Source organism: Achromobacter sp. Root565 (assembly GCF_001427425.1).
GTDB classification, from domain to species: Bacteria; Pseudomonadota; Gammaproteobacteria; order Burkholderiales; family Burkholderiaceae_B; genus Achromobacter; species Achromobacter spanius_D.
This window is the reverse complement of record NZ_LMGO01000001.1, coordinates 344473-365111: the sequence shown is the minus strand read 5'-3', so window position 1 is coordinate 365111 and position 20639 is coordinate 344473. Positions and strand designations below refer to the sequence as shown.

Annotated in this window: 17 protein-coding genes; 12 read left to right on the top strand and 5 right to left on the bottom strand. The window is 67.1% G+C overall.

What is annotated here, in order from left to right:
* Nucleotides 1-142 precede the first annotated feature (142 nt).
* Nucleotides 143-1561, top strand: a complete 1419-nt coding sequence (locus ASD71_RS01650) for a PLP-dependent aminotransferase family protein (protein WP_056559020.1) — start codon at nt 143-145, stop codon at nt 1559-1561.
* A 14-nt stretch (nt 1562-1575) separates the two neighbouring features.
* On the opposite strand, the gene ASD71_RS01645 is transcribed toward ASD71_RS01650, so the two are convergent.
* From ASD71_RS01645 to ASD71_RS01630, 4 genes are all read right to left on the bottom strand, one after another.
* The gene (locus tag ASD71_RS01645; RefSeq protein ID WP_056559017.1) at nt 1576-2061 is read right to left on the bottom strand and encodes a dihydrofolate reductase; all 486 of its coding nucleotides are present in this window, start codon (nt 2059-2061) and stop codon (nt 1576-1578) included.
* 75 nt (nt 2062-2136) lie between these two features.
* Complete coding sequence (locus ASD71_RS01640; protein ID WP_056559015.1) at nt 2137-4200, bottom strand: bifunctional diguanylate cyclase/phosphodiesterase; 2064 nt, start codon at nt 4198-4200, stop codon at nt 2137-2139.
* A 406-nt stretch (nt 4201-4606) separates the two neighbouring features.
* Nucleotides 4607-5578: a thymidylate synthase gene (locus ASD71_RS01635; protein ID WP_056559009.1), complete on the bottom strand. Its 972-nt coding sequence runs from the start codon at nt 5576-5578 to the stop codon at nt 4607-4609.
* A gap of 114 nt (nt 5579-5692) precedes the next feature.
* Nucleotides 5693-6136, bottom strand: a complete 444-nt coding sequence (locus tag ASD71_RS01630) for an OsmC family protein (protein ID WP_056559005.1) — start codon at nt 6134-6136, stop codon at nt 5693-5695.
* Nucleotides 6137-6259: 123 nt separating this feature from the next.
* On the opposite strand from ASD71_RS01630, the gene coq7 reads away from it, so the two are divergent.
* The 11 genes from coq7 to ASD71_RS01580 all read left to right on the top strand — a co-directional run bounded on the left by coq7 (nt 6260) and on the right by ASD71_RS01580 (nt 19098).
* Complete coding sequence (coq7, locus tag ASD71_RS01625) at nt 6260-6937, top strand: 2-polyprenyl-3-methyl-6-methoxy-1,4-benzoquinone monooxygenase (RefSeq protein WP_056559003.1); 678 nt, start codon at nt 6260-6262, stop codon at nt 6935-6937.
* Nucleotides 6938-6974: 37 nt separating this feature from the next.
* Nucleotides 6975-7190 (top strand): hypothetical protein, encoded by a 216-nt coding sequence (locus ASD71_RS27870; RefSeq protein ID WP_156395055.1) that lies wholly within the window; start codon nt 6975-6977, stop codon nt 7188-7190.
* 524 nt (nt 7191-7714) lie between these two features.
* Entirely contained in the window at nt 7715-8821 is a 1107-nt protein-coding gene (locus ASD71_RS01620) for a glycosyltransferase (protein ID WP_056325286.1), read from the top strand.
* 93 nt (nt 8822-8914) lie between these two features.
* Nucleotides 8915-10192, top strand: a complete 1278-nt coding sequence (gene tviB / locus ASD71_RS01615) for a Vi polysaccharide biosynthesis UDP-N-acetylglucosamine C-6 dehydrogenase TviB (RefSeq protein ID WP_156395054.1) — start codon at nt 8915-8917, stop codon at nt 10190-10192.
* Nucleotides 10193-10204: 12 nt separating this feature from the next.
* Nucleotides 10205-11230: an SDR family oxidoreductase gene (locus ASD71_RS01610; protein ID WP_056558999.1), complete on the top strand. Its 1026-nt coding sequence runs from the start codon at nt 10205-10207 to the stop codon at nt 11228-11230.
* Nucleotides 11227-12576 carry a murein biosynthesis integral membrane protein MurJ gene (gene murJ, locus ASD71_RS01605; RefSeq protein WP_056558996.1) on the top strand — a complete coding sequence of 450 codons (1350 nt, stop codon included), beginning with the start codon at nt 11227-11229 and terminating at the stop codon, nt 12574-12576. The genes ASD71_RS01610 and murJ overlap by 4 nt, the downstream gene beginning before the upstream one ends.
* The gene (locus ASD71_RS01600; RefSeq protein WP_056558993.1) at nt 12577-13719 is read left to right on the top strand and encodes a glycosyltransferase family 4 protein; all 1143 of its coding nucleotides are present in this window, start codon (nt 12577-12579) and stop codon (nt 13717-13719) included.
* A 44-nt stretch (nt 13720-13763) separates the two neighbouring features.
* Nucleotides 13764-15695, top strand: coding sequence for an asparagine synthase (glutamine-hydrolyzing) (asnB, locus tag ASD71_RS01595; RefSeq protein WP_056558990.1), 1932 nt, complete (start codon nt 13764-13766; stop codon nt 15693-15695).
* Between the two features lie 3 nt (nt 15696-15698).
* Nucleotides 15699-16814, top strand: coding sequence for a glycosyltransferase family 4 protein (locus ASD71_RS01590; RefSeq protein WP_056558987.1), 1116 nt, complete (start codon nt 15699-15701; stop codon nt 16812-16814).
* Nucleotides 16811-17968 carry a glycosyltransferase gene (locus tag ASD71_RS01585; RefSeq protein WP_056558984.1) on the top strand — a complete coding sequence of 386 codons (1158 nt, stop codon included), beginning with the start codon at nt 16811-16813 and terminating at the stop codon, nt 17966-17968. Before ASD71_RS01590 ends, ASD71_RS01585 begins: the two co-directional genes overlap by 4 nt.
* On the top strand, nt 17965-19098 hold the full coding sequence (locus ASD71_RS01580; protein ID WP_056558980.1) for a glycosyltransferase family 4 protein: 1134 nt from the start codon (nt 17965-17967) through the stop codon (nt 19096-19098). The genes ASD71_RS01585 and ASD71_RS01580 overlap by 4 nt, the downstream gene beginning before the upstream one ends.
* Here ASD71_RS01580 and pgi read toward each other — a convergent pair.
* Entirely contained in the window at nt 19088-20635 is a 1548-nt protein-coding gene (gene pgi, locus ASD71_RS01575; protein WP_056558977.1) for a glucose-6-phosphate isomerase, read from the bottom strand. The two genes, ASD71_RS01580 and pgi, sit on opposite strands and share 11 nt — an antisense overlap.
* Nucleotides 20636-20639: the final 4 nt, after the last annotated feature.

Sequence of the window (20639 nt, the reverse complement as noted above, 5' to 3'; positions counted from 1 at the left end):
GGACAACCGCAGCCGCCGCGAAACGCGCGCGGGCAGCGGGATTCGGACGATTCTGGAACGTCCCGCAGGGAATGAAAATATACAATCCGCGCATTTGCCGCTAACTGTATAGTTGAGATCGTCGCAACTGTACAGTTAGTCCGTGATCGACTTCCAACCCGTCCGCGGCCGCGGCGCCGCGCCCACCCTTGTCGAACAGCTCGTCGCGGCCATCCTGCGCGCCGTCGAGGCGCAGACGCTGCGTCCGGGTATGTCCCTACCCTCGGTCCGCGAGTTCGCGCGCCAGTACGGCGTCAGCACCTTCACCGTGGCCAGCGCCTATAGCCGGCTGGTGTCGCAGGGGTGGCTGGCGGCGCGGCCCGGCGCGGGCTACCGGGTGGCATCGCCCGACGCGCCCGCCCGCCGGGCCGAACCCCTGTCCTGGGAGCCGCCGCGGCTGAACGCCGGATGGCTGCTGTCGGACATATTTGCCGACCACTCCATCCCCATCAAATCGGGGTGCGGGTGGCTGCCCGGCGAATGGCTGAACGAAGAAGGCCTTCACATGGCGCTGCGCCACATGGGGCGCGTGCCCGCGATGCGGATCGCCAACTATGGCCATCCGTACGGCTATGCGCCGCTGCGCGAGACCATCGCGGCCAGCCTGAGCGCGCAGGGCATGGAGGTCGAAGCGTCGCAGGTGCTGCTGACGCAGGGCGTGACCCACGGGCTGGACACCGTGATCCGCACGCTGCTGCGGCCGGGCGACACGGTGGTCGTCGAGCAGCCGGCCTACGCCAACCTTCTGCAGTTGCTGCGCCTGGCAGGTCTACGCGTCATCGCGGTGCCGCGCACGGTCGATGGCCTGGACTGCGACGCGCTCGAGCGGGTGGCGGCCCAGCACCGGCCGCGCGCGCTCTTCATCAATACCGCCTTGCAGAACCCATCGGGCGCCAGCATCACCATGGCCAACGCGTTCCGCATCATGCAGGCGGCGGAGCGGCACGGGCTGTGGGTGGTGGAAGACGACATCTCGCGCGAACTGGCGCCGGGCGTGACGCCGATGCTGGCAGCGCTGGATGGGGCGCGCCGGGTCGTCTACCTGGGCGGCTATTCGAAGGTCATCAGTCCGTCGGTGCGGGTGGGCTACGTGGTGGCGCACCGCGATCTGGTGCGCGACATCGCGCGCACCAAGATGGCGGTGGGGCTGACAACGCCAGAGATCATGGAGCGCATCGTGCACCAGGTCATCCGCGAGGGCCGCTACCGCGCCCACATTGCCCGCACGCGCGAGCGGCTGGCGCAGGCGCACACCGAAGTGGCCGAGCAGATGCGCCAGCACGGATTCGACATTTATGGAAAGCCGCAGGGTGGCCTGTTCCTGTGGGCGCAGGTGGCGGGACAGTGGCGCGAACGCGGCGCCAATGGGCTGGCGGAGCTGGCGCTCAAGGACGGCATCTGGCTGGCGCCCGGTTCCTACTTTGACGCGGACGAGGCCGACACGGCGTGGGTGCGGTTTAACGTGGCGTATTCGGCGGCGCCCGCGCTGTGGCGCTTCATGCGCAACGCGGGGGCGGCGTAGGTCAGCTCAGTGCTTCAGGCGCGTTCGTACGTGACGAAGTCGTAGTCGTAGCCGTTCTCGGCAGGCTGCGGCTGGCGCGCCGTTTCCTGCCACTGGAACGACGGCAAAAGCGGAAAGAACGCGTCGCCCTCGACGTCCGCATGGACCTCGGTGGCCAGCACGCGCCGGGCCAGCGGCAGGGCCTGCGCGTAGATCTGCGCGCCGCCGATCACGAAGGCTTCGTCGATGTCGCCGCAGGCGGCCACGGCAGCCTCCAGCGTGGGCGCCAGGATGGCGCCGGCGGCGCTGAAATCGGGATTGCGGCTGATGACGATATTGCTGCGGCCGGGCAGGGGACGGCCCAGCGAGTCCCACGTCTTGCGGCCCATGATGATGGGATGGCCCAGTGTGCTGCGCTTGAAATGCGCCAGGTCACCCGGCAGTTTCCAGGGCAGGGCGTTGTCGCGGCCAATGGCGCGGTTGGTGGAATAGGCGACGATCAGGGTAAGGCTGGCGGGCATGCGTGCTTGCAAGGGTAAGGGTTGAGCCGGAACGACCCCGTAAGCGTAGCAAATTGCGAGAGACCGCCCCGCCTGTCAGGTTGCCGCGTGTTCCAGGAATTCGGTGGCCGGCATGGGCTTGCCCAGCAGAAAGCCCTGCAGCGAGTCGCAGCCCAGCCCGGTCAGGAATTTCTGCTGCGCGGCGGTCTCGACGCCTTCGGCCACGATGCGCAGGTTGAGCTGCTGCGCGAGCGCCACGATGGCCGACACGATGGCCGCATCCTCGTTGTCGTTGTCCAGCTGATTCACGAAGCCGCGATCGATCTTCAGTTCGGTCGCGGGCAGCCGCTTGAGATAAAGCAGACTGGAATAGCCGGTGCCGAAGTCGTCGATGGAAATCGTGACGCCCAGCTCGGACAGGCGCTTGAGCACCGTCAGGCTGGCTTCCGCGTCGCGCATGGCGGTCGACTCGGTCACTTCGATCGTCAGGCAGGCGGGCGGGACGGCATGCCGCGCCAACGCGGAGCGCACCGTCTCGACCAGGCTGGCATGCGAAAACTGCAGCGCCGAGATGTTGACGGCGATGGTCCAGTGGCCTTGGCCGACGTCGATCCATTCGCGCATCTGGCGGCAGGCCTCGTTGATGACCCAATCGCCGATGGACAGGATCAGGCCGGTCTTTTCCGCGGTGGGAATGAACTGGTCCGGGCCGACCAGGCCGCGCGTCGGGTGGTTCCAGCGCAGCAGCGCCTCGGCGCCCATGATGGGGCCGGCCGGCGCTTCGTACTTCGGCTGGTAATGCAGGACGAACTGGCCGCGCTCCTGCGCCAGCCGCAGGTCGTGCAGCAGCTCGATCTGCTCGTGCGCGTCCGCGTTCATGGACGGTTCGAAAAAGCTGTAGCCCGTGCCGCCCAGCCGCTTGGCGTGGTACATCGCCGCGTCCGCATTGGTCAGCAAGGCGTGGGTGTCACGGCCGTCGTTCGGATAGACGGCAATGCCCACGCTGGACGTCACCAGCACTTCGTGGCCGTAGACCGTGACGGGGCGCGCGATGGCGTCGATCAGCCGGTCCGCCACGTTGGCCGCGTCGGTGGGTTCCAGCACCTCGCTCAGCACGATGAACTCGTCACCGCCCAGGCGGGCGACGGTGTCCTGCGTGCGCAACGCCAGGCGGATGCGCTGCGCCAGGTCGATCAGGAGCGCGTCGCCGGTGTGGTGTCCGTACGCGTCGTTGACGGCCTTGAAGCCGTCCAGGTCAAAGAACAGCACCGCGAAATAGCCTCGGCGGCGGCTGGCGCTTTCGATGGCCTGTTCCATCCGGTCTTCCAGCAGGATGCGGTTGGGCAACTTGGTCAGCGTGTCGTGCAGCGCCAGTTGCACCAGCTCTTCATTGGCTTCGGCCAGCGACGAGGCCAGCGCGGACGTGCGCGCCTCAAGTCGGTTGTCCAGCACGGCCACCACCAGCGCGATCGCCAGCACGCTCAGCGTGACCGCGGTCACGGCGATCGCGAGCCAGCCCGCCGAGATGCCGGCGTCGGCCGCCATGCAGATGCTGCCCGCCGGAAAACTCGCGGCTTCCATGCCCGTATAGTGCATGCCCACGATCGCCAGCCCCATGACCCCAGCGGCCAACGGGCGCGACAGCGCCACACGCGGCGCGTCCTGCCGCAGCCGGTAGGTGATCCACAGCGCAGCGCCGGACGCGGCAATCGCGATCACCACGGATAGCGAGAACCAAGCCGGGTCGTAGTCGATGCCCGGCGACATGCGCATCGCGGCCATGCCGATGTAGTGCATCGCCGCGATGCCCGATCCCATCAGCAGCGCGCCCGCGGTCAGCCGGCCCCACGGCAGTTCGTCCTTGCAGACCATCCACAGCGCGAAGGCCGAGCAACCGATGGCGATGGCCAGGGACAGCACGGTCAGGGGCAGGTCGTAGCCCATGGGAATGGGCAGGCTGAACGCCAGCATGCCCACGAAGTGCATCGACCAGATCCCGATGCCCATCGCGAACGCGCCGCCCGCCAGCCAGAACTTCGCGGCAGGCAGGCCGCTCGACGCCTTTACGCGGTTGGCCATGCCCAACGCCGTATACGACGCCAGGATGGCGACCCCTAAGGATACGAGGACGAGCGAAGGGTTATAAGTTCCAACGAGCATTTGTGGGGTCCTGTCCTAAGCGCATACAGCCGCGGCGCGGGGCACGATATTCAATTCAATTGGTAGTCAACAGTTGCAGTCCGGTCGCAAGGAGGATCCTGCTCTCGTCGCTGGCTTTTCTCACACTCTATTTATAGGGATGGGGAATTGGGCGCGGCAACGCCAGCGGTCGGCACGGTTCGGGCGCTCGGCGTGGCGCGTCCAGAGGGCCGGTCGAAAGCAACGGGGCGCGCGGCATGCTGGACGCGCGTCCGTGGCTAAGGGATGGGTTATACCGAAATCGCGCTTCCAGAAGCTCACCAATCTTCACCTGCGGCGGGGCGTGCGAGGAATCGGACGCCGGACGGCGTCCGGCGTGTTGCTGATCTGCCCTGAAAAGCGGGCGCCGGCGCGGCCGGCGGAAGGGTCAGACGGCCATCGCGGCCGTCAGGGGCGCGTGGTGCGTGTAACCCGACAACGAAAAGTCGCCGGGCTCGACCTTCTCGAGCCACTCGGGTTCGTAGCGGCCGGTCACGGCGAAATCGGGAATGCGGTCCGACAACACGAGACGGGGCGATTCATACGGCGTTCGCGTCAATTGCTCGCGCAGCATCGGCAGGTGATTCTCATAGATATGCGCATCGCCGATGAAATAGGTGAACCAGCGCGGGGTATAGCCGGTCAGGCGCCCGACCAGATGCAGCAGCGCCGCGCCTTCGGTCAGGTTGAACGGCGTGCCCAGGCCCACGTCATTGGAGCGGATGTACAGGCAAAGCGAGATCTCGCGCGTCGTCGCGTTGGGCAGGAACTGATAGAGCAGGTGGCAAGGCGGCAGCGCCATTTCCTCGATCTGCGCCCAGTTCCAGCCGTGGAACAGGATGCGCCGGTCGCCCGGACGTTCGTGAATGGTGTCCAGGCATTGCCGCAACTGGTCGACCGCCTTGTACAGCAGCACCTTCGGCTCACCGCCTTCTTCAAGGTCGGCCACCTTGGCGTAGCCGCGCGACAGCGCGTCCTCGATCTGCCCGGGGCGGCTGGCATCCAGCATCTTGTAGGCCGGCCATTGGCGCCACTGCACGCCGTAGACCGGTCCCAGATCGTCGGGACCTTCGCGGTAGGGGTTGGCCAGCCACTGCGCGTTTTCGTTGGCGTTCTGGTCCCAGACCTTGCAGCCAAGCTCGCGGAATTCCGCCGCGCTGCGCGAGGCGCGCAGGAATCCCACCATTTCGCCAATGGCCGACTTGAACGCCAGCTTCTTGGTGGTGACGGCGGGAAAGCCCTGCTGCAGGTCGAACCGCAGCGAGGCGCCCGGCATGCTGAGGGTGCGGATGCCGGTCCGGTTTTCCTGCCACGAGCCGGTGTCGAGGATGGATTGAACGAGGTCCAGGTATTGTTTCATGACGATCCTTGTGCCTGCGGTCCCGGTCCGGGAAGCAAGCGCGCCGCCGCGGACGTGCCGCGGCGGCGCCTATATATGGTGAATGCCGAATTACACCACGGCCGCGCGGGCGGCTCAGGCGGTAGCGGCGGCTTCCTGTGTGTCGACGATGTCGACCGAGAACGTCATTTCGGCGGTTTTTTCCAGCATGGCCGACGCCGAGCAGTATTTCTCGTGAGAAAGCTGCACGGCGCGTTCGACGGCCGCGCGTGGCAGATTGGCGCCGGTGACGGTGAACGCGAAGTGAATCTTCGTGAAGACCTTGGGATCGGTGCCGGCGCGCTCGGCCTGCAGCTTGACGCTGCAACCCGTGACCGCATGGCGGCCGCGCTTGAGGATCAGCACCACGTCATAGGCCGTGCAGCCGCCCGTGCCGGCCAGCAGCATTTCCATGGGGCGGGGCGCCAGGTTGTGGCCGCCGCCGTCCACGGCGCCGTCCATCACGGCCACGTGGCCGCTACCCGTGCTGGCGGTGAAGAGCATGCCGGTGGGGCCGCCCCAGTCGATCGTGCATTCCATTTCAGTGAGTCCTTGAGCTTGAGCGCAGTCAATGGCTGATGATACCCGTTGCGTACAATCCCGGGCAGGAGAACCCCACCCCGCATCAGGGGTGCGGCGCGTCCGCTTTGCCTAGGAGTTGCCATGTCCACCACGTTGTCCAAATCCGGCCCCGTTTCCCTGCGGCGCCGCCACGGTCCCCTGGATGCCCTGCTGGCCGAGACCGACCGTGCGTTGCGCGTGCTCTCGGGCAACGCCAGCGCTGGCCGGGCCTACCCCGCCACCGCACAGGAATCGCCGCAAGCCCTGTCCGCCCAGGAAAAGCGCCATGCGGCCGGCCTCATGCGGGTCAACCACGTCGGCGAGGTCTGCGCCCAGGCGCTCTACCGTGGCCAGGCGTCGGTGTGCAAGGAACCCGCCCCGCGCGCGCTGCTGCTCAATGCCGCCGCCGAAGAAGTCGACCACTTGGTGTGGTGCCACGAGCGCCTGAACGAACTGGGCAGCCGGCCCAGCCTGCTCAATCCCGTCTGGTACGCGGGTTCGTTCGCCCTGGGCGTGATGGCCAGCGTGGCCGGCGTGCCGCGCAATCTGGGCTTCATGGCTGAAACCGAAAAACAGGTCGAGGCCCATCTGAACGAACACCTGCGCACCTTGCCGGTGCAGGACGAACGCTCGCGCCAGATCGTCAAAAAGATGAAAGACGACGAGGCCCAGCATCGCGCCAGCGCCGAGCAGGCGGGCGGCGTACCGCTGCCCGCGCCCGTGAAACTGGCCATGCGCGCCATGTCCAAGGTGATGACGACCACCGCGTATTGGATCTGAGCGATGGACTGAAACCGCGTCTGCAAGAAATGTTGCAATGCGCAAATTTGGCCGCCTCGTGGTGCGTGATGCACTGTTTTGGTGCGAAGGCCAGGGTGGGATTACCCGCTGTCATACAGGGTTATTCCGCAAGGGGAAAACCCGTTCGGCAAAAACCCCGTTTTTGGCCAGGGCATTGACTGGCGCGGGTTTCCAGAGGGCGGGCGGGATTCTTGCAGCGAAAAAGCAACGCGACGGGCCGCTCAAAAAATAGATCAAAAAAAATCTTGCAACGCACAAAAAACGTAGGTACTATTCAGTCATTGGATGTTGAAACGCAGACGGCGCGGTGAAAACCCCGGAAGCGCAGCGAGCTGAAGTCCCGCTCCCAACATGCCACGGTTGTCTCCTCCACCCTCCTCCTTTGGTGGATTTAGCCCGAGATCTCACGATCTCGGGCTTTTTTTTGCCCCGAATCGTTGCGTCCCTATTTGTAAGCGATGACGGCAAAAGCCTGCGCAGCGCGACGCCGCGCGGTCCCCCGGGCCTTCGTGTTTTCCCTTGCATATTTCGCGTGCCCAGAGGCGGAACGCTCTACAATCCCCACATGAAACCAGCACTGCCAGGCGCTCTCGCGCCAGCGCGTTCCAGACACATGCGCGGCGGACGGATAGCCCGCCTGCGCGCGTTACGTTCTGTGCCTCGGAATTGCACTTCCTTATCCCTCCCATATATGGGCGTTACACCTGCCTCCGATAATGGCGGGCCTGTCTCGATAGACCAACCAGAGGTGATCCAGTGACCTGGCTGTATATATGCGTGGTCGCGTTCATGGTGGGGGGACTCATCGTGGCGTCCGAGCGCTGGCATGGCGCCTTTACCGGCGATAGCGACCTCAACAAGCCCCAAGCCAATCATTCCCGCGCGACGCCTCGCGTCGGCGGTCTGGCGGTGCTTGCCGGAACGCTGGCTGGCCTGCTGGTCCTCGGACCCAGCAACATGACCCTTACCTGGCTGTGGCCCGCGCTCTTCGTCGCGGCGTTGCCCGTTTTCGTGGCCGGCCTGCTTGAAGACATTACCAAGGACATCGGCGCCAGCAAGCGTTTGCTGGCCGCTTTTCTTTCCGCGGCCATCGCGTGGTGGCTGCTGGGCGGCGTCAGCCGCGTTGGCATGGCCCCTGTGGATTACGTGCTGTCGTTCTGGCCGGTGTCGCTGCTGTTCACCATGTTCGCGGTGGGCGGCTGTACCCATGCCCTGAATATCGTTGACGGCATGAATGGCCTGGCCGGCATGGTCGCCACCCTGATGGCGGTGTCGATCAGCCTCGTTGCCCTGCAGGTCGGCGACGTGCCGATCTTCCTGGTGGCTGCGGCGCTGGCGTCTGCAACGTTGGGCTTCCTGGTGTGGAACTTCCCGTTCGGACGCGTATTCCTGGGCGATGGCGGCGCGTACTTCCTGGGCTTCATGCTGGCCGAACTGGCCGTGCTGCTGGTCGTGCGCAACCCGTCCGTGTCGCCGTTCTACGCCTTGGCGGTCCTGTTCTACCCCGTATTCGAAACCGGTTTCTCGATCTGGCGCCGCCGCTTCAAGCGTGGCGTGCCGGTCGACCAGCCCGATGCGCTGCACTTGCACCAGCTTGTGTTCCGCCGGCTGGTCCGCGTTACCTTCAGCCGCGGCCGGCGCCATGCCGTTCCCGCGCTTTGCAATGCGCTGGCGTCCCCGTACATGTGGGTCCTGGCGCTGATCGGGCTGGTGCCGGCCACGATCTGGTGGGACAACGCCTGGGCCCTGAGCGCCAGCCTCGTTGTCTTTGCCAGCGTCTATATCTGGCTGTACGCGCGCCTGGTCTCCTGGCGCCGCCCGGGCTGGCTGTTGTTGCCATCCGTGCTGCGAACCACCGATTAGTTTGAGTGCCCCGGCGATCGCCGCCGGGGGCTCGGTATCCATCACCAGTTCATCTTTAAAATGCCGTACACGTTCTACGGTGAAGGGAGAGTTATGTTGCGAATCCAGGATGTGAAACTCGCTGTCGTCGGCCTAGGCTACGTCGGGCTGCCCCTGGCCGTTGAATTCGGCAAGAAGCGCGCCGTCATTGGCTTTGACATCAACACGCGCCGCATCGACGCGCTGAAGGCGGGTCACGACCATACGCTGGAAGTCAGCGACGCCGAGCTGGCCGAAGCCAAGCAGTTGAGCTACACCGCCGAACGCGCCGAACTGGGCGAGGCCAACGTGTTCATCGTGACCGTGCCCACCCCCATCGACGAGTACAAGCAGCCGGACCTGACCCCGCTGGTCAAGGCCAGCGAAACGATCGGCGCGGTGCTCAAGCGCGGCGACATCGTCATCTATGAATCCACCGTCTACCCTGGCGCCACCGAAGAAGACTGCGTGCCGGTTCTGGAGCGCGTGTCGGGCCTGAAGTACAACGTGGACTTCTTTGCCGGCTACAGCCCCGAGCGCATCAACCCGGGCGACAAGGAACACCGCGTCAGCACGATCAAGAAGGTCACGTCGGGTTCCACGCCCGAAATCGCCACGCTGGTGGACCAGTTGTACAAGGAAATCATCACCGCCGGCACGCACAAGGCGTCCAGCATCCGCGTGGCCGAGGCCGCCAAGGTGATCGAAAACACGCAGCGCGACGTGAACATCGCGCTGATCAACGAACTGGCCCTGATCTTCAACAAGATGGGCATCGACACCGAAGCCGTGCTGCAGGCTGCCGGCACCAAGTGGAACTTTCTGCCGTTCCGGCCGGGCCTGGTCGGCGGTCACTGCATCGGCGTGGACCCCTACTACCTGACGCACAAGGCGCAATCCATCGGCTACCACCCCGAGATCATCCTGGCGGGCCGCCGCCTGAACGACTCCATGGGCAGCTACGTGGTGTCGCAGCTGGTTAAGTGCATGACCAAGCGCCGCATCCACGTGCAGGGCGCCCGCGTGCTGGTGATGGGCCTGGCCTTCAAGGAAAACTGCCCCGACCTGCGCAACACGCGCATCGTGGACATCGTCCGTGAACTGGGCGACTACAACGTCGACGTGGACATTTACGATCCGTGGGTCGACGCCGACGAAGCCATGCACGAGTACGGCCTGACCCCCGTGTCCAAGCCCGAGGAAGGCAAGTACGACGCCGTGATCCTGGCCGTGGCGCACAACCAGTTCAAGGACATGGGCGCCGAAGGCATCCGCAAGCTCGGCAAGCCGCAACATATCCTGTACGACCTGAAGTACGTGTTGTCGCCCGCTGAATCCGACCTGCGTCTGTAAAAGGATTTCGCCATGACCACACGATTCGAGACTGTCACCCAGGAACTGGCCGCCGCGCCGCGCAAATGGCTGGTGACCGGCTGCGCCGGCTTCATCGGCTCGAACCTGCTCGAGACCCTGCTCAAGCTCGGCCAGTCCGTGACCGGCCTTGACAACTTCGCCACCGGCCACCAACGCAACCTGGACGAAGTCCAGGCTTCCGTTTCGCCGGAGCAATGGTCGCGCTTCACGTTCATCGAAGGCGACATCCGCGATCTGGATGCGTGCCGCCGCGCCGCTGAAGGCATGGACTACGTGCTGCACCAGGCCGCGCTGGGTTCGGTGCCGCGTTCGCTCAACGACCCCATCACGACCAACGACGTCAACATCGGCGGTTTCCTGAACATGCTGGTGGCGGCGCGCGACGCCAAGGTGAAGTCGTTCGTCTATGCGGCGTCCAGCTCCACCTATGGCGACCATCCGGCGCTGCCCAAGGTCGAGGAAAACATCGGCAAGCCGCTGTCGCCGTACGCCGTGACCAAGTACGTCAACGAGCTGTACGCCGACGTGTTCGCGCGTTCGTATGGCTTTGAGACCGTGGGCCTGCGTTACTTCAACGTGTTCGGCAAGCGGCAGGATCCGGACGGCGCCTACGCCGCCGTGATCCCGAAGTGGACCGCCGCGATGATCCAGGGCGAAGACGTCACCATCAATGGCGACGGCGAGACCAGCCGCGACTTCTGCTTTGTGGACAACGCGGTGCAGGCCAACATCCTGGGCGCGCTGGCCGCACCCGAGGCCCGCAACCAGGTCTACAACGTGGCCGTCAGCGGCCGCAGCACCCTGAACCAGCTGTACAGCTTCCTGGTGCAGGCCCTGGGCAACCAGGGCGTGGACTACGGCAAGCAGCCGGTTTACGGTGATTTCCGCGCGGGCGATGTGCGCCACTCGCAGGCCGACATCGGCAAGGCCAGCCGCCTGCTGGGCTACGCGCCCACGCATACGGTGCTGCAAGGCCTGGAAGTCGCCATGCCCTGGTACACGCAATTCCTGCGTTGAAAGCACTCGTCCGAAAACTCGGCAACATCCACCCGGATCATCAGCGCATCTTCAAGGGCGCGTTCCGGGTGGCGGTGTTTCTGCTGCTGGGCAAGGCAGCCGGCGCCATCAAGGAGATGGCGGTGGCGTACCGCTACGGCGTCAGCGACGCCGTGGACGCCTACCAGTTCACGATGACGATGGGCACCTGGCTGCCGGTCACGATCGTGGGCGTGCTGTCGGTGGTGCTGATCCCCGTGCTGGTGCGCCTGGCGCGCACCGGCGGGGCCGAGAAAGAACTCTTCATCCGCGAGCTTCAGGGCTGGGTCGCCGCCGCCGGCGTCGCACTGGCCTTGCTCACGTGGTTTGGCTGGCCGTACGTGGTGGATTGGCTGGGGCAGGGCCTGTCGGCGCAAGTGCGCGCCATGACGGGCGACCTGCTTGTCGCCTTCGCGCCCGTGTCGGCCTTGCTGCTGATCGCGGGCATCAGCGCCGCGCGGCTGCGCGCGCAGGAGCGCCACGTCAATACGCTGCTGGACAGTGTTCCGGCCGTGGCGACGCTGGCCTGGGTCATGCTGGCCGCCAGCGCCGAGAGCGTCGGCCCCCTGTTGTGGGGCACGCTGGTCGGCTACGCCATCCAGACCGTCTGGCTTGCTTGGCTGGCCGCCCGCGCCGATGGCGGCTTCTGGGGCGCGCCGCGCCTGTCGCTGACGTCGCCGCACTGGCCCGAGCTGATGAGCGCGGCCGGCGTGATGCTGATCGGCCAGGTCGCCATGAGCTTCGTCGGTCCGCTGGACCAATATGCGGCCGCCAACCTGGGCGCCAATGCCAACGCCACGCTGGGCTACGCCAGCCGGCTGCTGTCGCTGCTGCTGGGCATCGGAGCGGTGTCGGTGGGGCGCGCCGCGCTTCCCGTGCTGGCCGACGTGCAGGCGCGCGGCGATACGGCGCGCGCGCGCAGCATGGCGCTCAAGTGGTCGTTGCTGATGGTGGGGGCGGGCGCCGCCGCCGTGGCGCTGGGCTGGGTCCTGGCGCCGTGGGGCGTGTCGGTGCTGTTCCAGCGCGGCGCGTTTACCGCAGAAAACACCGAAGCCGTCGCCCACGTCTTGCGCTGGGGCCTGTTGCAGTTGCCGTTCTACTTTGGCGTGCTGATCCTGGTGCAGCTTCTGGCCAGCCAGAACCGCTACCGCATCATGGCCGCCATCGCGGTCGCCAATTTTGCGCTGAAGGCCGTGCTGAACACCGTGCTCGCGCCCCGCATGGGCGCGGCCGGCATCATGCTGGCCACCAGCCTCATGTATGTGCTGTCCTTCGCGTGCTACCTGGTGGTGGCGATGCGCAAGGCCGAACCCAAGGGGACCGATTGAATGTCCGTAGCCGACTCCGTCCGTCCGGCGCGCGTGTTGCTGTTCATCCATTCTCTGCATGGCGGGGGCGCTGAGCGCGTCGCCGCGGACCTGAGCGCTCATTGGGCCGCTGAGGGCAGCGAGGTCATGGTGGTCACGCAGGCCAGCGCCGACGGCGACGTGTACGCGCTGCATCCCAAGGTCCGGCGCGAGGTCCTGCACACGGCGGGCGAGGGCGGCGGGCTGCGCGGCATCCTCAGCAACCTGCAGCGCGTGCGCGCGCTGCGCCGCGTCGTCAAGTCGTTCCGGCCAGACATCGTGCTGGGCATGATGACCACGGCATCCGTGCTGTCCGTGCTGGCCTGCGCGGGGCTGAACTGCCGCGTCATCGCCACCGAACATACCCATCCACCGTCGCAGACCCTGTCGGGCTTCTGGCAGCGGCTGCGCCGGCTGACGTATCCGCGTGCCGCGCGCGTGGTCGCCTTGACGCGCGGCACCGCCGACTGGCTGGCACAGCACGTGCCGGGCTCGCGGCTGGCGGTCATTCCCAATCCCGTCCACTTTCCCTTGCCGCGCGCCGAGCCCATCGTGCCGCCTGCCGCGCGGGATGGCCGCAAGCGGCTGCTGGCGGTCGGACGGCTGCATGGCGACAAGGGCTTCGATCTGCTGATTCAGGCCTTCGCGCGTCTGGCGCCGTCGCATCCCGGCTGGGACTTGGTTATTCTGGGCGAAGGCAGCGAACGCCGGGCGCTCGAAGCGCAGGTGCGCGAGGCCGGCCTGGAATCGCGCATCTCGATGCCGGGACGCGCCGGCAATGTGGGCGACTGGTACGACAGCGCCGATCTTTATGTACTGACCTCGCGCTTCGAAGGCTTGTCCAATACCCTGCTCGAATCCATGGCCAGCGGCCTGGCGGCGGTGTCGTTCGATTGCGATACGGGCCCGCGCGAGATCGTGCGCGAAGGCATCGACGGCGTGCTGGTGCGGCCCAATGGCGACGTGCCCGCGCTGTGCAAGGCGCTGGACGCGGTCATGGGCGATGACAATGGCCGCGCGCGCATGGCGCAGGCGGCGACCGACGTGCGCGACCGATTCTCGGCCGCGCGCGTGCTGCAGAAATGGCAGGAACTTTTTGACGGCGTGCGGGCGACGGGCCGCTAGGGCCCCCCGCGCGCCGTTGCCACGGTGACCACGAGAACAACATCATGTGTGGAATAGTCGGAATTTGGGGCCCCCTGGGGAATAAGGCGCAGGTGCTGGCAGATAGCTGCCGGCGCATCCGCCACCGCGGGCCGGACAGCAATGGCTTCTGGGAAGACGCGGATGCGGGAATCGCGCTGGCGCATGTGCGCCTGGCGATCCTGGACCTGACTGAAGCGGGCCACCAGCCCATGACGTCCGCCTGCGGCCGCTACGTCATGGTGTTCAACGGCGAGGTCTACAACCACCTGGACATCCGCAAGCAGCTCGAGGAATCGGCGCTGGCGCCGGTGTGGCGCGGACATTCGGACACCGAAACCCTGCTTGCCGGCTTTACCGCGCTGGGCATCGAAGCCACGCTGCAAGCCTCGGTCGGCATGTTCGCCATCGCATTGTGGGACAAGGCCTCGCGCAAGCTCGTGCTGGCGCGCGACCGCATGGGCGAAAAGCCGCTCTACTACGGCTACTCCAACGCCGAGCTGGTGTTCGCATCGGAACTCAAGGGCCTGATGCCGATTCCGGGCTTCGGGCGCAACCTGAACCGCAACGCGCTTGCGTCGTTCATGCGGCACAACTACATTCCCGCGCCGCAATCCATTTACGAAGGCATCGCCAAGCTGCCGCCCGGCACGTGGGTCGAGTTCTCGGCCGACGACACGCGCAACCGCCACATGCCCGAGCCGCGCGTGTACTGGTCGGCCCGCGAGGCCGCGGATGCCGCAGGGCAATCGCGCCTCTCGTTCGACTCGGACGCGCAGGCCACCGACGCGCTGGAAAAGGTGCTGTCCAAGGCCGTGGGCGGCCAGATGCTGTCCGACGTGAGCCTGGGCGCCTTCCTGTCCGGCGGCATCGATTCGTCGACCATCGTGGCGCTGATGCAGGCGCAAAGCTCGCAGCCGGTGCGCACCTTTGCCATCGGCTTTCACGAAAAGGGCTACGACGAGGCGCAGCACGCAAAGGCCGTGGCCACGCACCTGGGCACCGATCACACCGAACTCTACGTCACCGCGGACGACGCGCTGGCGGTCGTGCCGTCACTGGCCGACATGTACGACGAACCCTTTGCCGACTCGTCGCAGATCCCCACGTCGCTGGTCACGCGCATGGCGCGCCAGCACGTGACCGTGGCCTTGTCGGGCGACGGCGGCGACGAACTCTTCGGCGGCTATTCGCGTTACTTCCGCGTGGACAACTGGTGGCGCCAGTTCGAGCGCGTGCCAGGCCTGCTGCGCAAGCCGGCCGGCGCGATGCTCAGCGCCTCCACACATCTACCCGGCCGTGGCGCCTGGCGCGGCAAGGTCGGCAAGCTGGGCGAACTGCTGCGCGCCGATACGCGCGGCGAGTTCTACCGCCTGTTCGTGTCGTACTGGGCGGACCCCGCCCGCGTCGTGAAGGGGGGCGTCGAACCCGAGTCGGTGTTCGAACGCGCCATGCAGGGATCGTTCTTCGAGTCGATGATGAAGCTCGACACGGTGACCTACCTGCCCGACGACATCCTGGTCAAGGTGGACCGCGCGGCGATGGCTGTCAGCCTGGAAACCCGCGTGCCGCTGATCGACCACCGCGTCTATGAATTCGCCTGGAGCCTGCCGCACCAGTACAAGGTGCGCGGCAACACGGGCAAGTGGCTGCTGCGGCAGGTGCTGCATCGCCACGTGCCCCAGGCGCTGGTCGACCGCCCCAAGCGCGGCTTTGCCGTGCCGCTGGCCGCATGGCTGCGCGGTCCCTTGCGCGAATGGGCCGATGCGCTGCTGGATCCGGCGCGCCTGCGCCAGGAGGGCTGGTTCGAACCCGAGCCCATCCTGCGCAAATGGCGTGAACACACGTCGGGGCATCGCAATTGGGACAGCCATCTGTGGGGCGTGCTGATGATGCAGGCCTGGCTGGACCGCTACCGCGCGGGCATGGACCAAGGGGGACCGATTGAGGACCGTTGACGAATGAAAATACTGATGCTGGTCAGCTCCATGCACGCCGGCGGCGCGGAACGCGTCGCGGCGACCCTGGTCAACGCATGGTCCGAGCGCGGAGACACCGTCATCCTGACGCCCACCTACTCGTCCAAGGGCACCTGCTTTTATCCCCTGTCGGACAAGGTCCAGCTTTCGTGGCTGGCTGATCTGGCCGGCACCCGGGCGTCGGGTGCGATGGCGGCCTTTAAGCGGTTGCTGGCCCTGCGCAAGCACATTCGCGATTCACGGCCCGACGTGGTGGTGTCGTTCCTGACCAACGTCAACGTGGCCGCCATTCTGGCCACGCGCGGCCTGAACGTTCCGCTCATCGTCTGCGAACGCACCAATCCGGTCGCCGAAACCACCACGGGCTCCGTCTGGCGCAAGCTGCGCCGCGTGCTGTATCCGCGCGCCGACATGGTGACGGTGCAGGCGGAAGACACCGCAGGTCCGTTTGCGCGCCAGGTGCCCGGCATCCGGCGCCTGGCCGTCATCCCGAATCCGCTGCCCGCGCCGCTGCTCGATGCGCCGCTGGTGCAGCAGCGCCACGAGGCCGGTCCGCGCGAGCTGATCGCGATGGGGCGGCTGGTGCCCGACAAGCAGTTCGGCCTCCTGATCGACATCTTTGCGCAGATTGCGCCGGAATTCCCGGACTGGAACCTGCGCATCTGGGGCGAAGGCCCCGAGCGCGAAGCGCTGCAGCAGCAGGTGGCGCGTCTGCGCCTGCAATCGCGCATCAGTTTGCCTGGGCGCACCGAAGCGCCTTGGGAAGAACTGGCGCGCGGCCAGGCCTTCGTGCTCAGTTCGCTGGTCGAAGGCTTTCCCAATGTGTTGCTCGAAGCCATGTCGCTGGGCTTGCCCTGCGTGGCGTTCGATTGCCCCAGCGGTCCGCGCGAGATGACGCGAGACGGCCAGGATGCGCTGCTGGTGCCGGCGGGCGACCGGGTCGCGATGACCGATGCCCTGCATCGGCTGATGGGCGACGTGTCCCTGCGCGAGCAGCTGGGCGCGCGCGCCGCCGCCGCCGTGCGCCAGCGTTATGCGCTGTCCAGCGTGCTGACCGAATGGGATGAACTGTTTGAAGCGGTGCGGGAGGGGCGATGAGCACCCGGCCGCTGCGCATTCTGCACGTCATCACGGGGCTGGGCCAGGGCGGCGCCGAATCGGTGCTGACGCGCCTGGCGACCTGGCCGCAGGTGGATGTCGAGCACACCGTCGTGTCGCTGACCGATGAAGGCCTGTACGGCGAGCGCCTGCGCGCGGCGGGCGTCGCGGTGCATGCCCTGGGCATGAAGCGCGGCCGCGTCAGCCTGGGCGGCTTCCTGGCGCTGCGGCGCCTGATCGCCACGTCCCGCCCGGATGCCGTGCAAACCTGGATGTACCACGCCGACCTGATCGGCGGCCTGGCCGCCCGCCTGGCGGGCGTTCGCGCCATCGCCTGGGGCATCCGTAATTCTGGCGCGCACCTTGAACGCAGCAGCCGCTCGGCGCGGCTGGTGCTGCGCGCGTGCGCGATGCTGTCCGGCAGCGTGCCGCGCGCGATCGTCTGCGCGGCGCAGAATGCCGCCGAGCGCCACGCCGAAAAAGGCTACCGCCGCGACCGCATGGTCGTGATCCCCAACGGCTACGACCTGTCGCGCTACGCGCCGGATCCGCAGGCGCGCTCGCGCGTTCGCGCCGCATGGGGGCTGTCCGAAGACGTGCCGGTGATCGGATGCGTGGCGCGCTGGGATCCGCTCAAGGACCACGCCAACCTGCTGCGCGCCGTGGCCGCGCTGGTGCGCGATGGGCGCGATGCGGGGCTGCGCTGCGTGCTGATCGGCCGCGACATGACGGACGGCAACGCCCAACTGGGCGCCTTGCTCGACAAGCTGGACTTGCGCGACCGCGTGGTGCTCAGCGGCCCCAGCGACGACGTGCCCGCCGTCATGAACGGGCTGGACCTGCATGTGCTCTCGAGCTGCGCCGAAGGCTTTCCGAACGTGGTGGCCGAGGCCATGGCGTGTGGCGTGTATTGCGTGGTGACCGACGTGGGCGACGCCGCCTACATCGTCGGCGACACGGGTGTGGTGGTGCCGCCCGAGCAGGCCGAGGCTCTGGCCCGCGGCATCGAATCCGCGCTGGGCGACGTGGCTGCGCGCGGCCGCGAGCGCGCGGGCGAGGCAGGACGCGCCCGCGTCCTGGAACACTTTGATCTTGCACGCATGGTGCAAAGCTATATCGCCGTCTGGCGCCGCATTTCTGGAGTCCAAGCATGAGCGCCGGACGCTGCCTGCTGTTTGTCGTCAACAACCCGGCGTTCTTCATGTCGCACCGCGTCCCGGTCGCCTTGGCCGCACAGAAGGCGGGCTACGACGTCCATGTCGCGACGATGGAGGGGCCCGCCGTGGCTGACATTCAGGCGCTGGGCATGACCCATCACCCCATTCCGATGACGCGTAGCGGCAAGCATCCGTTGCAGGAGCTGGGCACGCTGCTGGCGCTGGTGCGCCTCTTCCGCCGGCTGCGCCCCGATGTGGTGCACCTGGTCACCATCAAGCCCGTGCTGTACGGCGGCATCGCTGCGCGCATCGCACGCGTGCCGGGCATGGTCGCGGCGATCTCCGGATTGGGCTTCGTGTTCCTGTCCAGCTCGCTGAAGATGCGGCTGGTGCGCGCCGTGGTGGCGCGCCTGTACCGCATTGCGCTCGGCCATCCGAACAGCCGGGTGATCTTCCAGAACGCCAACGACCGCGACCTGCTCAAGTCGCTGGGCGCGGTGCGCGAGGATCAGGTGGTCATCATCCGCGGTGCGGGCGTGGACCTGGACGCTTACCGTCCGGCGCCGGAGCCGTCCGCGCCGCCCGTCGTCGTCACGATGGTGGCGCGCCTGCTACGCGACAAGGGCGTGCAGGAGTTCGTGCAGGCGGCCAGGCTGCTGCGCGAACGCGGCGTGCCGGTGACGATGCAACTGGTGGGCGGGCTGGACCCGGGCAACCCGGCGTCCGCCACGCAGGCCGATGTCGATGCCTGGCAGCAGGACGGCTGCGTGCAGGCGCTGGGCGAGCGTTCGGACGTGGCGGCGCTGTATGCGGCCGCGCACATTGCGGTGCTGCCGTCCTACCGGGAGGGCCTGCCGAAATCCTTGATAGAGGCCGCGGCCTGCGGGCGGGCGGTCGTCACGACCGACGTGCCAGGTTGCCGCGACGCCATCGAACCCAACGTGACCGGCCTCCTGGTGCCGGTGCGCGACGCCGCAGCGCTGGCTGACGCCATTGCGCGCCTGGCCGACGACGCCACGTTGCGTCAGGCGATGGGCACTGCGGGCAGGGTGCTTGCGGAGCGCGAGTTCGACATCAATCAGGTCGCGCGCATCCACGTCGCGCTGTACGACGCGCTCAGCGCCTGATCGCGTCGATCCAGAAGCGCGTGGACGGATCCTGCTGGCTGGGCTGGGGCGCGTCCAGCTCGCGCATGATGTTCTTGGCCAACACCTTGCCGAACTCCACGCCCCACTGATCGAACGGGTTGATGCCCCAGATCACGCCCTGCGTGAACACCTTGTGCTCGTACAAGGCCAGCAGCGCGCCCAGCGTGTAGGCCTCAAGACGCGGCAGCACGATCAGCGACGACGGCCGTCCGCCCGGATGCACGCGGTGCTGCGCCAGCAAACGCGCGCGCGCCGGATCGCGTTCCGTGGCGGAGGTCTCGGCCAGGGCTTCTTCGAAGGTCTTGCCGCGCAGAAGCGCCGAGCGCTGCGCCAGGCAGTTGGCGACCAGCAGCTCGTGATGCCGGGCGTAGGCATGGTCCGGCTGTTCGCACAGGATGAAGTCCACCGGCGCGCCGGCCGCGTCTTGGTGCAGCCATTGGAAGAACGTGTGCTGGCAATCCGTGCCCGGCATTCCCCACACCGCCGGTCCGGTCGGCACGCCGGCGGGACTGCCGTCGGCCGTGGCGACCTTGCCCAGCGATTCCATTTCAAGCTGCTGGGCCCAAGGCACGATGTGATGCAACCGGGAATCGTAGGGCGCGATGACCAGCGAGTCGTAGCCCAGCACGCTGCGGTTGGCCACGCCGGCCAGCGCCAGCTGCACGGGCGCGTTTTCGGCAGGCGGCGCGGTGCGGAAATGGTCGTCCATGGCCGCCGCGCCGGCCAGGAGCCGGTCGAAGGTGTCGTTGCCGAACGCCAGGGCGATCGGCAGGCCGATGGCGGACCACAGCGAATAGCGCCCGCCCACCCAATCCCAGATCTGGAAGATGTGGTCGGGCAGGATGCCCAGGTTGAGCGCTGCCTCGACGTTGCAGGTGATTGCCACGACCTGTTTGATGGGATCGGCAACGCCGGCCTCGCGCAGCCAGTTCATCGCGACCTCGGCGTTGGCCAGCGGCTCGGTCGTGGTGAAAGATTTGGAGGCGACGATGACCAGCGTGTTGTGCGGGTCCAGGTGGCTCATGGCTTCAGCGACCGAATGCGAATCCACATTGGAGGCAAATCGCACGTCGCGGCGCGCGCCCTCGTGGCGCAAGGCGCGGGTGACCAGGCGCGGTCCCCAGTCGCTGCCGCCGATGCCCAGATGCAGCACGCCGCTGTAGCGGCCGGCCGCGTCGGCGGTGCGCACGAAGTCGCGCAGGCGTTCGCGCTCGGCCAGCACCGCTTTCGCCACCATGGCGGGCGGCTCGGCCGCGCGCAAGGCGGTGTGCCAGGCGGCGCGTCCTTCCGTCCAGTTGGCCTGGCCGCCGTCAAAGAGCCGCGCGCGGCAGGCCTCGAAGTCCTGCTGCTCCAGCAGTGCCTGCGAGGCGGCCAGCAGTTCGGGCGACTGCGCCTGGGCGCTTAGATCCAGGCGCAGTCCGGGCGCATTGATAAGGCGCAGCTTTTGGCCGTCCCGGGATGCCGTGCGTGTTGCGGCGATGAACTGCTGCCACGCGGGGCTGTTGGCTAACGACATGGGC

Bases quoted from the DNA above. Each gene is read 5' to 3' on its own strand.
- coq7 (WP_056559003.1), top strand. From the start codon at position 6,260: ATGTCCACCACGTTGTCCAAATCCGGCCCCGTTTCCCTGCGGCGCCGC.
- ASD71_RS01635 (WP_056559009.1), bottom strand. From the start codon at position 5,578: ATGAAACAATACCTGGACCTCGTTCAATCCATCCTCGACACCGGCTCG.
- ASD71_RS01640 (WP_056559015.1), bottom strand. From the start codon at position 4,200: ATGCTCGTTGGAACTTATAACCCTTCGCTCGTCCTCGTATCCTTAGGG.
- tviB (WP_156395054.1), top strand. From the start codon at position 8,915: ATGTTGCGAATCCAGGATGTGAAACTCGCTGTCGTCGGCCTAGGCTAC.
- asnB (WP_056558990.1), top strand. From the start codon at position 13,764: ATGTGTGGAATAGTCGGAATTTGGGGCCCCCTGGGGAATAAGGCGCAG.
- ASD71_RS27870 (WP_156395055.1), top strand. From the start codon at position 6,975: ATGCGCAAATTTGGCCGCCTCGTGGTGCGTGATGCACTGTTTTGGTGC.
- ASD71_RS01590 (WP_056558987.1), top strand. From the start codon at position 15,699: ATGAAAATACTGATGCTGGTCAGCTCCATGCACGCCGGCGGCGCGGAA.
- ASD71_RS01580 (WP_056558980.1), top strand. From the start codon at position 17,965: ATGAGCGCCGGACGCTGCCTGCTGTTTGTCGTCAACAACCCGGCGTTC.
- pgi (WP_056558977.1), bottom strand. From the start codon at position 20,635: ATGTCGTTAGCCAACAGCCCCGCGTGGCAGCAGTTCATCGCCGCAACA.
- ASD71_RS01645 (WP_056559017.1), bottom strand. From the start codon at position 2,061: ATGCCCGCCAGCCTTACCCTGATCGTCGCCTATTCCACCAACCGCGCC.
- ASD71_RS01585 (WP_056558984.1), top strand. From the start codon at position 16,811: ATGAGCACCCGGCCGCTGCGCATTCTGCACGTCATCACGGGGCTGGGC.
- ASD71_RS01610 (WP_056558999.1), top strand. From the start codon at position 10,205: ATGACCACACGATTCGAGACTGTCACCCAGGAACTGGCCGCCGCGCCG.
- ASD71_RS01600 (WP_056558993.1), top strand. From the start codon at position 12,577: ATGTCCGTAGCCGACTCCGTCCGTCCGGCGCGCGTGTTGCTGTTCATC.
- ASD71_RS01630 (WP_056559005.1), bottom strand. From the start codon at position 6,136: ATGGAATGCACGATCGACTGGGGCGGCCCCACCGGCATGCTCTTCACC.